The following is a 15,114-nucleotide window of genomic DNA, read 5'->3' as shown; positions in this document are numbered from 1 at the left end:
ATTTTGTCAAAAATGTATAATTTTATACAACACATAGAATAAAAAATTGCAATAAAAAAGAGTTATCATTTATATGACAACTCTTTTTTGGTCGGGGTGACAGGGATTGAACCTGCGACCTCATGGTCCCAAACCACGCGCGCTCCCAGCTGCGCTACACCCCGAAGACAATATCTATTATACAAAACAAATTAGTAAATGTCAACTAATTCACAATGATTTATCTTAAATAATAAACACATAAATTATATATTGAAAATTTCATTTGTTAAACACAAGTATTATTATACAAAACAAATGAGAGATTGTCAATACCGCTGAGAAATATTTTTTAAAAATTAATTTAATTTATTTGTTAGCATCTTTTTCCTTATCTCCAAAACCTCTAGTTGGTACTGTAGACATAACAAAACCTACTAGTATAGACACTAAGGCAGGAGCTAATATGTTAATATATACTATATATTGTGTTTTATATAAAATTAAAGCAGTTATGGAAGTGATTAATACACTAGCTACAAAAATTATAATTACAAACTTTGCAAAGGAACTCATAAATTTCTCGTATATTCTATGACGTGTTGGTCCACTTACAATATTTTTAAATAAAAAATAAGAAGCAAAAATTATTACTATATCCACTATAGCCGAAATTAGAAAATTTTTCATTTTATATACCTCCAAATTGTATTTTCAAGTTTAGTGTTACCAAAGATTGATGTTTTTACACAAAGTAGTGTGAAAAAGGTATTTTACTAAACTGTTGAAAGATATATAATTAGTAGTATAATGTTAGAAAATAATTGTAATATGCAATTTTATAATGGTATTTGAAATGTTTAAAGATATTAAATACATTTTGAGGTGACATATGGTATATAAAAAAAGTAATTTGAAAATAATAAGTGATTTTGAAATAAACGAAAAACAAAAGGATGAATGTAATGTTGATTTGTTAATCCCAATAGAATATAGATGTGTAAATTTATATATTAATAAACTTTCTAAATGCTTAAACTCTAGAATACAATTTATAACTGTGAAAAATATACTTATTAGATTATGTACTATGGAAAATAATAATGTATGCACTATACATTTCTTAAGTGATAGCGGTAATCAATCATCTATAGCAAATTTTGAAATGGATTATAGTAAAACATATATAGAGATAAGTAATAAAGAATTTTTTGTGGACATGAGGTTGCATGATGAGGAAGGCAGTTAAAAAAATAATCATGGGCTTTTTAGTCCATGATTATTTTTACAAGTTATTTTAAAAACATTTCTCCAACTTTAAAGATGTCTCCTGCACCCATAGTAAGAAGCATGTCTCCTTCTTTTAGATTGTGTTTAAGATAATCAACAATTTCATTAAAATCGTGAATATTTACACATTTAACATTTTTTTCTCTAATTCTATCGCCAAGCATATTTGAACTTATTACACCGGTATCTTTTTCTCTAGCGGCATAAATATCTGCAAGTACTAAATTATCCATATTAAAAAAAGCATTTGAAAAATCTTCAAATAGACTTAAGGTTCTTGAATAGGTGTGTGGTTGAAAAACACAAAAAATCTTTTTATGAGGATAATTTTTAGCAGCACTTAATGTTGCTTTAATTTCAGTAGGATGGTGAGCATAATCATCAATAACGGTTACTCCATCTTTAATTCCTTTTAATTCAAATCGTCTATGTGTACCCTTAAAATTAGAGAGACCATTAACAATTGAACTTTTTGAAAATTTGAGAATTAATGAGCAACCGATACTTGCAAGAGCATTAAGAACATTATGCTGACCGGGTACATTAAGATTTATTTTAAACAACATTTGGTCGTCTTTATATACATCAAATGTAGCACAACCTAATTCATTGTAGCTAATGTTTTTTGCCCTAAGAATTCCTTTATTTAATCCATAAGTAAGTATGGTGCATTTATAATCATGGTTATTAAGAACAGTCTCAACATTCTCATCTTCCACATTAGCAACTAAGTAACCTTCTTTAGGAATAAGATTAATAAATTTTACAAAGGTATCCTTAATATCATTTATATCCTTATAGAAATCAAGATGATCTGCATCAATATTTGTAATTGTAGCTATATAAGGAAAAAACTTTAAAAATGAAGCTTTATATTCACAAGCCTCTGTAATGAAATAATCACTATGCCCAGCTAAAACATTACCTCCAATAGCATCCAATTCTCCACCTATTAGAATTGTAGGGTCAACATCCTCATTTAAAATAATATTAGCAATCATTGAAGTTGCTGTAGTTTTACCATGAGTACCGGATACTGCAACATTGTATTTATGACCTTTCATTATGCTGCCTAAAAATTCAGCCCTATCCATTAATGGGATATTTAGATTTTTTGCTTTAATGATTTCGGGATTGTTAAGAGGAATTGCAGCGGTGTATACAACTAAATCAACATCTTTTATGTTATCGCCATTATGGCCTATATAAATAGAAGCACCATCTTCTTTAAGTTTATTCGTTATATGTGATGATTTCATATCTGACCCAGAAACTGTGTAGCCATTTTTCATAAGTATTTCAGCAAGACCGCTCATGCTTATTCCGCCAATTCCTATGAAATGTATTTTTTTGTTTTTATCTTTTATAAAATCAAAAGACATTATATCAACTCCTTAAAAGTAATTATGATTATTTAGTATATGCAAATTGTATTAGTATTGATTATAACAAATAATTGTACATATGTACTTATTAATTATATACATATTTACATAGAAAAATATACACATTATAGAATAATAGTTTTTAATGTATTACTTATCTAATTATAGATCTAAAACAAATTAAAAAATGTTTACAAAAAAATAAATGAAACCTTTTATTATTTATATAAGGATTGTAATAAATATAAAAAAGATTTACAATTAAAATACGAATGATATTATGAATTTTACTAGTTAAAATTCGTAAAATAAAAATATGGGTGATATATTATGAATAAGTATAGTAGAAATCAAAGAGTTACAGGTATAACTAAAATATTAACGGAAAATCCTAATAAGACAATTAACTTGAAAATATTCACAGAGCTATTTAATGCAGCTAAATCTACAATTAGCGAAGATATTGTTATCGTTCGTGAAACTCTTAGTGATTTATCTATGGGAAGAGTAGAAACAGTCGCAGGGGCAGCTGGTGGAGTAAAATATATTTGTGGAGTTTCAAATCAGGAAAGTAAGATATTTGCAGAAGAATTATGTAAGGTTTTAGTACAAGGGGATAGAGTAATACCAGGAAATTTTATTTATATGACTGATATTATGTATAATCCAGAAATAGTACATAAAGCAGGAGTAATTCTTGCATCTGTTTTTAATGAATTAGATATAGATTATGTAGTAACAGTTGAGACTAAAGGGATACCACTTGCGTATGAAGTAGCTAAAATGCTTGGAGTTCAATTAGTTATTGTAAGAAGGGATCCTAAGGTTACCGAAGGCAGTACAGTTAGCATAAACTATGTATCTGGTTCAAGCAACAGGATTCAGACTATGTCACTTTCAAGGAAATCTATAAAAAAAGGAAGCAAGTGCATTTTTATAGATGATTTTATGAAAGCTGGAGGAACTGCAACAGGTATAATAAATTTGCTTAAGGAATTTGAAAGTGAATTGTTAGGGATTGGAGTGCTTGTAAATGATATAGAAACTAGACATAAATTAATAGAAGAGTATATGTCAATTGTTTTATTCAAGGGAATAAACGATGAAGGCAAGGCTGAATTAACCCCATCAAATTTTTTTGAAAAAATGTAATATTCTAAAAAATTAATATTTATTTGCAATTTTAGAAGGAAAATTCCAAGTTATATAGAAATAGTATAAATATAACGCAATTTGGAGGTGTATTGTATGGATATTACAGATGTTAGAATTAGAAAGATATCTACAGATGGTAAAATGAAAGCGATTGTATCAATAACTTTTGACAATGAATTTGTTGTTCATGATATTAAAGTTATAGAAGGACAAAGTGGTCTTTTTATTGCTATGCCAAGTAGAAAAACCCCAGATGGGGAGTTTAAAGACATAGCACATCCAATAAATACTCAAACAAGACAGAAGATTCAAACGGCTATTTTGGAAGAATATGAAAAAGTAAAAGGCGAAGAACCAGCAGTAAAGGTTGCAGCAAAAGTAGTAATATAAATAAAAGGGGATAACCCCTTTATTTTTTTTGAAAAAAATAACGAAAAATGCCGAAGGTTGGTTGCAATTAAATATAATATAAAATATAATATATATTATGAGAAGTATTTTAAAATAAGATATATACTAAAAATAATACGTAAATATGTCGAATATTTGTATAAAGAGGTGTTTTATTTGTATAAATGCGCTATAATTTTAGCTGCAGGTGAAGGAAAAAGGATGAAATCAAATATTCCTAAGGTTATGCATAAGGTCTGTGGCAAAGAAATGATAAATCATGTTATCGACGTTATGAAAAACGCAGATATTGAAATGGTTGATGTAGTAATTGGAAAAGGAGCCGCAGAAGTTAAAAAAGGAACAGAAAGTAAAAATATTAGCTATTCTGTTCAAAAAGAACAATTAGGGACAGGACATGCAGTAATGTGTGCTAAAGAATTTTTAGGTAACAATAAAGGCACAGTAGCAATATTTGTTGGAGATGGTCCACTAATTACTGAGGCTACTGTTAGTGCGCTATTAAATTATCATGAAAAAGGTAATTTTAAAGCTACGATATTAACTTCGAAGATGGATAACCCTGCGAAATATGGTAGAATAATTAGAAGTGATAATGGTGACGTTAAAAAGATAGTTGAATTCAAAGACTGTAATGAAAGTGAAGTATTAGTTAAAGAAATAAATTCAGGAATGTATTGTTTTGATATAGAAGAATTACTTAATAGTTTAGATAAATTAAATAATAATAATGCTCAAAAGGAATACTATTTAACAGATGTTATAGGGATATTAGAAAATCAAGGAGCTAAGGTTGGGGCTTTTAATGCACCAATTGAAGAAATTACCGCTGTTAATTCTAAAATAGAACTTGCAGATGCAGAGGCTATAATGAGAAGAAGAATAAACAGAAAGCATATGGAAAATGGAGTTACATTAATGGACCCCAATAATACATATATTGATTCTGAGGTTATAATAGGGAAAGACACTGTTATATATCCAGGCAATGTACTTCAAGGTAAAACTATAATTAAAGAAGAATGTGTTCTTTATCCAAATAATAGAATAGAGGATAGTATACTTGAGAAAGGCATCGTAATTCAAAGTTCTGTAGTAATTGAAAGCCAAATTGGCGAGAAAACTACAGTAGGACCATATGCTTATATTAGACCAGAAAGCAGTATTGGGAAACATGCTAGAATAGGCGATTTTGTTGAAATTAAAAAATCAACTATTGGGGATAATACAAAGGTATCACATCTTACTTATATTGGTGATGCACAGGTTGGAAGTGGATGCAATTTCGGTTGCGGAACTGTAGTTGTAAATTATGATGGAATATCAAAATATAAAACTATTATAGGAAATAATGTTTTTATAGGTTGTAATACTAATTTAGTAGCACCTGTAACAGTTAACGATAATGCATATACGGCTGCTGGATCTACAATTACAAATGAAGTGCCAAAAAATGACTTGGCAATAGCTAGAGCTAGGCAGAAAAATATTAAAAATTGGGTTGTGAGATCAGGACATAGCAAATAAAGCATAACAATTAATAAGTAAATTATAAAGGGAGGTGTGAAACTGATTTTTGCAGTAGAATATTTAGGACTGCCATTCTATTTAGTGGATAGAGTGAAAATTTATTATAATTTTAAAAATCAGGACTGCAGATGATAAGCCATGGTAAAAATATTAAGATTTTCACAGGTAACTCGAATCCTAAATTGGCTTCAGATATAGCGGATATTCTTGGAGTACCATTAGGAGATTCAGAAGTAACAACTTTTAGTGATGGAGAAATATCTGTTAATATTCACGAAACTGTTAGAGGAGCAGATGTATTTGTTGTTCAATCAACTAATGCTCCAGTAAATGATAATTTGATGGAATTACTTATTATGATCGATGCATTTAAGAGGGCTTCAGCAGGAAGAATAACAGCTGTTATTCCATACTATGGATATGCAAGACAGGATAGAAAAGCAAAAGCTAGAGACCCAATCACAGCGAAACTTGTTGCAGATATTATAACAACTGCGGGTGCTGATAGAGTACTTACTATGGATTTACATGCAGCTCAAATACAAGGATATTTTAATATACCTGTTGATAATATGACTGGAACACCAATACTTGCGAAATATTATATTAAAAAAGGGTATAAGGATAGAGATGATGTAGTTGTGGTTGCACCAGATCTTGGAAGTGTTGCTAGATCAAGAAAGTTTGCGGATAAATTACATGCGTCTATTGCTATAATTGATAAGAGAAGACCGAAAGCTAATGTTGCAGAGATTATGAATGTTATAGGTGACATTAAGGATAAAACAGTTATAATGATGGATGATATGATAGATACTGCAGGTACAATAACTAATGGAGCTAATGCTTTAGTTAAACTAGGAGCAAAGGAAGTTTATGCTTGTTGTAGTCATGGCGTATTGTCTGGCCCTGCTATTCAAAGAATAAATGATTCGGTAATAAAAGAATTAATAATACTCAATACAATTGACATTCCAGAAAACAAACAATGCTCAAAATTTACTACATTATCTGTAGCACCAATTTTGGCAGAAGCTATAAAAAGAATATATGAGGATGTATCAGTAAGTAAATTGTTTGAGGATGAAAATAATATATAAATATATATTTTGTAATAGTGATACTCAATTTTTTATAATTGAGTATCACTATTTTTTTATAGTATATTAGTAATTTGATTAGAATTATATGTTTAATATTATTTATATAATATCAAAAAATGACTATACTATATATAAGCAAGTAAAATAATAAATTATTTACCTGAAGCGGTGAATAATTTGTAACATTTTAAAAAAAACTAATCAGTTAACATTAAAGTATGATAAATTAGTTATAAGGTAAATTATTTATATATTATATTTAACGACATTTCAGAAGGAAAGTTTCCCACTTCTATAAGTGGGAGTTAACTATCCTAGCAAAATAAAACTTCAGTGGGAGTTTAAATCTCCTTCTGAAGTCGTTATACTACAGCTCCGCAGGAGATGATTTAATAAATAATTAGTATGTTGACAAGCATATTTTAACGTATATTACTAAAAAAACATGAAATAAAAAAATACAGAATAATTGGGAGGTACTGATATGGAAGGAACAATAGGAAAAATATTGATAGTTGATGATGATAAAAATATTGCTGAGGTAATTAAAATGTATCTTGAGAGTTCAGGGTATGCTACAAAAGTAGTACACGATGGTAGAGCTGCACAGGAAGCTTTTTTAAGTTATAAACCAGATTTAGTGCTTTTAGATATAATGTTACCTTATATTGATGGCATAGATGTTTTAAAATGGATAAGGAAAGAACATGAAACACCTGTTATTATGCTTACTGCAAAAGGAGAAACTTTCGATAAGGTATTAGGACTCGAACTTGGAGCTGATGATTATGTAGTGAAGCCTTTTGAACCAAAAGAAATTATTGCGAGAGTAAAAGCTGTACTTAGACGTTATAACTTAGATAATGGTGGCAAAGAAGTTTTAAATTTTGAAGATTTAGAAATTGATATTAACTCTTACAATGTTACATATAAAGGGAAAGAGGTAAAAATGCCACCGAAAGAATTTGAATTAGTACATTATTTAGCACTTAACAAGAATAGAGTTTTTACTAGGCAACAATTGCTATGTGAGGTTTGGGGATATGATTACCCTGGAGATTCTAGAACGGTGGACGTTCATGTTAAAAGGGTAAGAGAAAAACTTCAGGGAGGACCAAATTGGCAGATTGAGACTGTTTGGGGAGTAGGATATAAATTTGAGGTGAAATAGATGGTAAAAAAGGGCTTGTTTTTTAAAATGCTAGCCACCTATACTATTATAATTTCAATTAGTTTAATAATTATTGCTTCATTTTTGTCTTACTGGTTTCAAAATTATTTTTTCCAGGAAAGAAAGCAACAGTTTTTAGACAAGTCATATATAATACAAGGCCTTGCTATAAAATATACGACAGGGGATGCCACGTCTGAAGAAGTAAACAATATGATAACAGTAATTGCTGAGTACATAAAGTCCGATATTTGGCTTACTGATAGTTATGGTTATGTTTATGCTGTATCTAATAAAGAGCATAAGGAATTTATGGGAAAACAAGTTTTTGCTAATGAACTTGCACAACTTAGGATTGGACATACATTTGAGATTACGGGGCCTTATGCTGGAATATTTGATAAAACAGTTAGAGTATTTGGAACACCTATAAGAAATAATGCTGGTGTATTTAAGGGGTCTATAATATTATACAATTCAATTGAAGAACTAAGCGCATCATTAAAACGTGTGTATGAGATAATTTGGATATCAGCGGTTTTTGCAATATTATTTTCTTGCATAGTTATTTATTATTTCTCGCAAAAAATAATTATAAAGCCTTTAGCAGAAATTAATTATGTAGCTAGAAAAATATCTAATGGTGATGTAGATAAAAGAGTTTATTTAAAATCTAATGATGAAATCGGTGAACTTGCTCAAACCTTTAACAATATGGCTGATGCGGTAGAAAAAAACGAAAAAAATAGACGCGATTTTATATCAAATGTGTCACATGAGATAAGATCACCAATAACATCAATTAAGGGGTTTATTAGTGGAATATTAGATGGAGTAATTCCCAAGGAAAAGGAAAAATATTATTTATCTATTGCCTATGAAGAAATTCAAAGACTAACAAGGCTTGTAAATGATTTGTTAGATATGTCAGCAATTGAAGCTGGTGAGTTTAGTTTAAAAATTAAAGAAGTTGATATTAATGAAATTATTAGACTTACAGTTATAAAAAATGAAACAAAGATTAAGGCAAAAAAGGTATCTGTTGATGTATGCTTTGATAAAGAAAATTTAATTGTAGCAGGAGACAAGGACAGGTTAGTTCAAGTAATTACAAATTTATTGGACAATGCAATAAAATATGTTAACGAAGGTGGAAAAATAAAAATCAGTTCTAAAGTTAAGGGAAGAAAAGCCTATATATCAGTGTTTAATAATGGTCCACGAATAGATGAGGATGATTTATTACATATTTGGGATAGGTTTTATAAAGCGGATAAGGCTAGAACGATAAAAGATAGTACTGGACTTGGATTATCTATAGTGAGAAATATAATAACTCAATTACAGGAAGATATATGGGTTGAAAATAAGGACAATGGTGTGACCTTTATTTTTACATTAATGAAAGTAAAATAATTTACTATGAAACTAAAGTATCACGGTTTGTAATAAGAGTTTTAAAAACTTCCATAATATAGTTATAACATTTAGGGGGGTGATATTGTGAACGATAAGGATAACTATGAATCTTATGAAGAAATAAGAGATGCTATGTGGAAGAATGCAGATCGTGATAAGGATATATTTGGTGAAATTAAATTTAGAAAAAACAATAGAAAAAATTATTTTAAAGTTTTTTTGAAAGTGCTTAGTTTTATACTAATTGCAGCTCTCTCCGGAGGAATCACAGCACAATATATAATCAATAAAGATAAAGTATCAAAAAACATTACTGAAAATGCAAGTAAGAATAGTTTGGGAGATAATACTACTAAAAACATATACAGTAATAGTATAACGCAGGTTTCTGAAAAAGTAGCACCGATAGTAGTTGGAATTAGCAATAAAGATAAAGAAATGTGGGATACACCGGAAGAAAGCGGATCAGGAATCATATTTAAAAGTGATGGTTATATCATTACTAATTATCATGCTATTGAAGGTACATCTCAAATAAAAGTAAAATTGAGCAATGATAAAGTCTTAAATGCAACAGTTGTAGGTGAAGATCCTATATCAGATTTGGCAGTTATAAAAGTTGATGCTAGTAATCTTCCTATAGCAACCTTTGCTGATTCATCAAAGGTTAACGTCGGTGATGTAGCTATTGCTGTTGGTAATCCATTAGGAGAACAGTTTTCAGGAATGGTTACTGCGGGTATTATAAGTACACTAGATAGAAAAGTTAATATAGTTGATAAAAAAACAGGTGAACAAACGATATACAAAATAATACAAACAGATGCAACTATAAATAAAGAAAATAGTGGCGGTGCATTATGCAATGTCAATGGAGAAGTTATTGGAATAAATAGTTTGAAGATTAGTTCAGCGAGTGAAACTTATGGAGTTGGGTTTGCTATTAATTCGAATAAAGTCAAAGAGATTATTAAGAGTCTTATGACTAAGGGTAAGGTTTCTAGACCAGTTATAGGAATTTATGGGGTACCTTTAAATTCAAGTGGTAATGATGTTAAGCAAGGAATCTTAGTGCAAGAAGTTGTAAGTAATAGTGGGGCAGATGCAGCTGGAGTTGTTCCAAATGACGTTATAAGTCAAATTGGAGATGCAACTGTCAAAAACATGGAAGATTTAAATAATGTTTTGGAAAAGTTTAAAGTGTCTGATCGTTTATCTTGCAAACTATGGAGAAATGGTAAAATTAAAAACATTAGTATAGTTCTTTCTGAATTGAAAGTAGATTAAAGATATTTTAATTAATATTAAAAAATTATTATATAATTACAGATAGTCATATAAAAATAACTAGCATAATAACTAGTTATTTTTGAGATTATATTAAAAATATAGAATATATGGTAATATATATGTAAAGTTGTGGATTAAAATATTGTTTTGGTATAATATTATATATGTAAAAATGAAATAATGATTATGCTATAGAAGCATTGTTTTAGCATGATTGTGTATGGGGGTAGTAATGTATTTGGTAGTTGGACTGGGAAACCCAGGAGAAGAGTATAAACATACAAGACATAATGTAGGGTTTGATGTAGTTGATTTAATGGCGAAGAAGTATAATGTTTCAATTAATAGGACAAAATTTAAAGGAATGTGTGCACAAATTAATGTAGCATCTGAAAAAATCATTCTTTTAAAACCTAGTACATATATGAACTTAAGTGGAGAAAGTGTACGCGAGGCATCTTCTTTTTATAAAATTCCTAATGAAAATATCATCATAATATATGATGATATTAGTTTGGATGCAGGTAAATTAAGAATAAGGAGCAAAGGTAGTGCCGGTGGACACAATGGTATAAAAAGCATTATTGAGTGTATGTCATCGGATGTATTTACAAGAATAAAAGTAGGAACAGGAAAGCCACAGAGAGAGCTAATATCTTATGTTTTAGGACATTTTTCCAAAGAACAACGAGTAATCATGGAAAAAACTTTTGAAGCTAGCATAAAAGCTACTCAAACAATAATTGAAAAAGGATATACGGATGCAATGAACCAATTTAATGGATTTAATGCTAATTAAATTAGTTATTAAAACATTATTTATATATTCATGCAGTAAGTGAGAGGTGTTAACATGAGACTAAGCGGGCTTATGAAGCCTTTGGAAGAGAGCAATCAATTTAAAGAGATTTTAGCAAATGTAGAGAAAAAAACATACCCAATTGGGATATATGGTCTTTCAGAATCAGCAAAAAATTATTTAGTGAACGGGGTTTACGAACAAGTAGATAAATCTATATTGATATTAACACATAGTGATGTAGAGGCTAAAAATATTTATGATGACCTATCATTTTATGTAAATAAAGTTTATTATTTTCCAACTAAAGAAATGGGATTTTATAATGCGGATGCCGTATCTGGGGATTTAAGATGGGAAAGACTTAAAGTAATGAAGAAGATTATGGAAAGTGACAAAAAGATAATAATCACATGTATTGAGGCAATAGCTGCTACATATATTCCAGTAGATTTATTAAAACAATATATTTTTAAATTGTCTGTAGGAAGTACCTTGAATTTTAATTCTTTTTCAGAAAAATTAATTCAATGTGGGTATGAAAGAGCAGATAGAGTAGAAACTAAGGGCCAATTTTCTATAAGAGGTGGAATCATAGATGTTTACCCTCCTGTATCGGCTCTGCCATTTAGGATAGAACTCTATGATGATGAAATAGATTCTATTAGGACTTTTAATAGTGAAACTCAAAGGAGCATTGATAAGGTATCTGTAATAAATATATTCCCGGCAAAAGAGATAATACTGACTCATGATAGTAGAGAAAAAGGATATAACGAAATAAAAGAAGATTTGGATAAAGTATTAGGTAATTTTAGTAAAAAAAAGGACAAGGAAATTATAGACAGGATAAAATCTTTAGTAAATGCCAATTTAGAATCACTTAAAGAAACTGGTGGATTCAAGGATATTGATAGTTATATGCCTTATTTTTATGATAAAACATCGACTTTTTTAGATTACATGAAAGGGTCACTTATAATAGTAGATGATGCTCAAAGATGTCAAGGAAAATTAGATAGTGTATATCTTGAGTTTGAAGAAAATTATGAAACATTTTTAAAAAGAGGAAGTATACTTCCAAGGCAAGCAGATGTTTTATTTAATAAGGAAAACATCTGTGAGAATTTAGAAAGCAGAGAAGTTATTACAATAAATGCTATTGCTAAAACTACAAAATTACTTAAGCCAAAGGCTATAGTCTCTTTTTCTCAAATTACTATTTATAATTATCATGGCCAATTAGATATGCTCATTGATGATATATTGGATAAAAAAAGTAAAGGATATAAGATTGTAATTTTATCTGGAACAAGAACTAGGGGAGAAAGACTAATAGCAACTCTTAGAGATAGGGGAATAGAAAGTGTATATAAAGACAGCATTTCTCAAATTGAGTTTGGTGAAGTAGTTGTAACATTTGGTAATCAATTAAAAGGATTTGAGTATCCAGAGCTAAAGTTATGTGTTATATCTGATAAAGAGGTTTTTGGTGGATCAAAAAGAAAAACAACAAGAAAGGCCAACAAAAAGGGAGTAAGTAAAATTAAAAGTTTTACAGAACTTAAATTGGGGGACTATGTTGTTCATGTAAATCATGGAATAGGTGTATACAAAGGAATTAAGCAATTAGAGGTTCGTGGACATAAAAGAGATTATTTGCAGCTGAGTTATAATTCTGGAGATACCCTTTATGTTCCAGTAGAGCAATTAGACTTAGTACAAAAATATATTGGAAGTGAAGGGAAAGCACCAAAAATTAGCAAATTAGGTGGGGCAGAATGGGTAAAGGCTAAAAATAAAGTTAAAAACTCAATTGCAGATATTGCAGAGGATTTGGTAAAGCTTTATGCTACAAGAGCTACACTTAAGGGACACAAATATAGCAAGGATACTGTATGGCAAAAACAATTTGAAGAAGAATTCCCTTTTGATGAAACTCCAGATCAATTGATAGCAATTGAAGAAATTAAAAAAGATATGGAATCGGATAAACCTATGGATAGGTTAATATGTGGAGACGTTGGATATGGCAAAACAGAAGTAGCTGTTAGAGCGGCTTTTAAAGCAGTTATGGATGGTAAACAAGTAGCATTCTTAGTTCCAACGACTATACTTGCGGAGCAACATTATAAAAATCTTACAAAAAGATTTTCTGATTTTCCTGTGAAAGTAGAAATGGTAAGTAGGTTTAGATCACCTGCTCAGCAGAAACTTGTAATTAAAGCTACAAAAGAGGGAAATGTAGATATATTAATAGGAACACACAGAATAATTCAGAGCGATGTAAAATTTAAAGATTTAGGAGTATTAATTATAGATGAGGAACAACGTTTTGGAGTGACTCATAAAGAAAAAATAAAGAGCCTAAGAAAGAATATAGATGTAATTACTCTTACAGCTACTCCTATTCCAAGAACTCTCCATATGTCGCTTACTGGAGTTCGAGACATAAGTGTGATAGAAACACCACCAGATGAGCGTTATCCAATACAAACTTATGTTGTTGAGTTTAACGATCAATTAATAAGGGATGCTATTTTAAGGGAGATTAATAGACATGGTCAAGTTTTTTTTGTTTACAATAGAGTAGAAACTATTAAAGATATGGCTGCATATATGGGTAAATTAGTTCCAGAAGCAAGAATATGCATTGCACATGGGCAAATGACTGAAAGAGAATTAGAATCTGTTATGATAGATTTTATGGAGAATAAGTATGACATATTAACGTGCACTACAATTATTGAGACCGGTATAGATATCCAAAATACAAATACAATTATTATTTATGAAGCGGATAAAATGGGACTATCTCAGCTATATCAATTAAGAGGTAGAGTAGGAAGATCAAATAGAATAGCTTATGCTTACCTAACTTATAAAAAAGATAAGGTATTAACTGAGGTAGCTGAAAAAAGACTTAAAGCAATTAAAGATTTCACAGAATTAGGGTCAGGTTTTAAAATAGCAATGAGAGATCTTGAAATACGTGGTGCTGGAAATATGATGGGCGGGGCTCAACACGGTCATATGGCTGCAGTTGGTTATGATTTATACTGTAGGATGCTTGAGGAGACAGTAAAACATATAAGAGGCGATGCAGAGACCGAGCCTATTGAAACAACTGTTGAAATAGAGATAGATGCATATATTCCTGGAACATACATTGAAGATGAAATGCAAAAAATTGAGATTTACAAAAAAATTGCGGCTATTGATTCACGTGTTGACATGTTAGATATACAAGAAGAAATAGAAGATAGGTTCTCAGATATACCAACTTGTGTTGCAAGTCTTATGGATATTGCTTATCTTAGATGTATATCATCACAAGTGGGAATAATAGAGATTAAAGAAGAAAAGAATGAAGTATTATTACAATTTGATACAAGTCAAAGAATAACTAAAGAATTAGTTAAGGCTTTGGTTACTAAATACAACAGGAATATTGTATTTAAATTAGGTAAGGAGCCAGCATTTGCATATAAAATTAAGAATTTGAATAAGGAAGAGGTACTGAAAAATCTCATAGAAATTGTAAATTATATAAAAAGTATTGTCGAAACCAAATAGATTTGT

General features: G+C 29.7%; 12 protein-coding genes and 1 tRNA gene. 10 read left to right on the top strand and 3 right to left on the bottom strand.

The annotated features are described in order from the left end of the window. Positions 1–88: 88 nt before the first annotated feature. Positions 89–164, bottom strand: a tRNA-Pro gene (locus tag KPL38_RS04260). A 184-nt stretch (positions 165–348) separates the two neighbouring features. Further along, positions 349–669, bottom strand: a complete 321-nt coding sequence (locus tag KPL38_RS04255; protein ID WP_216287487.1) for a hypothetical protein — start codon at positions 667–669, stop codon at positions 349–351. Positions 670–871: 202 nt separating this feature from the next. Between KPL38_RS04255 and KPL38_RS04250 the strand changes: the two genes are divergently transcribed. Then, positions 872–1,228: a hypothetical protein gene (locus KPL38_RS04250; protein ID WP_216287485.1), complete on the top strand. Its 357-nt coding sequence runs from the start codon at positions 872–874 to the stop codon at positions 1,226–1,228. Between the two features lie 43 nt (positions 1,229–1,271). Here the strand turns inward: KPL38_RS04250 and murC are convergent, their stop codons facing one another. After that, positions 1,272–2,651, bottom strand: coding sequence for a UDP-N-acetylmuramate--L-alanine ligase (murC, locus tag KPL38_RS04245; RefSeq protein WP_216287483.1), 1,380 nt, complete (start codon positions 2,649–2,651; stop codon positions 1,272–1,274). 333 nt (positions 2,652–2,984) lie between these two features. Here murC and purR point away from each other — a divergent pair, with 333 nt between their 5' ends. The 9 genes from purR (at position 2,985) to mfd (ending at position 15,108) form a co-directional block, all read left to right on the top strand. Beyond that, complete coding sequence (gene purR / locus KPL38_RS04240) at positions 2,985–3,806, top strand: pur operon repressor (RefSeq protein ID WP_216287481.1); 822 nt, start codon at positions 2,985–2,987, stop codon at positions 3,804–3,806. 96 nt (positions 3,807–3,902) lie between these two features. Next, positions 3,903–4,199, top strand: a complete 297-nt coding sequence (gene spoVG, locus KPL38_RS04235; RefSeq protein WP_216287479.1) for a septation regulator SpoVG — start codon at positions 3,903–3,905, stop codon at positions 4,197–4,199. Between the two features lie 177 nt (positions 4,200–4,376). Further along, positions 4,377–5,747: a bifunctional UDP-N-acetylglucosamine diphosphorylase/glucosamine-1-phosphate N-acetyltransferase GlmU gene (gene glmU / locus KPL38_RS04230; RefSeq protein ID WP_216287477.1), complete on the top strand. Its 1,371-nt coding sequence runs from the start codon at positions 4,377–4,379 to the stop codon at positions 5,745–5,747. Positions 5,748–5,878: 131 nt separating this feature from the next. Next, positions 5,879–6,850 carry a ribose-phosphate diphosphokinase gene (locus KPL38_RS04225; RefSeq protein ID WP_216287475.1) on the top strand — a complete coding sequence of 324 codons (972 nt, stop codon included), beginning with the start codon at positions 5,879–5,881 and terminating at the stop codon, positions 6,848–6,850. A gap of 487 nt (positions 6,851–7,337) precedes the next feature. Then, on the top strand, positions 7,338–8,024 hold the full coding sequence (locus KPL38_RS04220; RefSeq protein WP_216287473.1) for a response regulator: 687 nt from the start codon (positions 7,338–7,340) through the stop codon (positions 8,022–8,024). Then, positions 8,025–9,440, top strand: a complete 1,416-nt coding sequence (locus tag KPL38_RS04215) for a sensor histidine kinase (RefSeq protein WP_216287472.1) — start codon at positions 8,025–8,027, stop codon at positions 9,438–9,440. 87 nt (positions 9,441–9,527) lie between these two features. Further along, the gene (locus KPL38_RS04210) at positions 9,528–10,730 is read left to right on the top strand and encodes a S1C family serine protease (RefSeq protein WP_312884147.1); all 1,203 of its coding nucleotides are present in this window, start codon (positions 9,528–9,530) and stop codon (positions 10,728–10,730) included. 235 nt (positions 10,731–10,965) lie between these two features. Next, positions 10,966–11,532, top strand: coding sequence for an aminoacyl-tRNA hydrolase (pth, locus tag KPL38_RS04205; RefSeq protein WP_216287470.1), 567 nt, complete (start codon positions 10,966–10,968; stop codon positions 11,530–11,532). Between the two features lie 54 nt (positions 11,533–11,586). Further along, entirely contained in the window at positions 11,587–15,108 is a 3,522-nt protein-coding gene (mfd, locus tag KPL38_RS04200) for a transcription-repair coupling factor (RefSeq protein ID WP_216287460.1), read from the top strand. Positions 15,109–15,114: the final 6 nt, after the last annotated feature.

The sequence above is a fragment of the Clostridium psychrophilum genome, assembly GCF_018861705.1.
GTDB lineage: Bacteria > Bacillota > Clostridia > Clostridiales > Clostridiaceae > Clostridium_AD > Clostridium_AD psychrophilum.
Note: the sequence above shows the minus strand (reverse complement) of the source record. Positions and strands in the feature narration are given on the sequence as shown.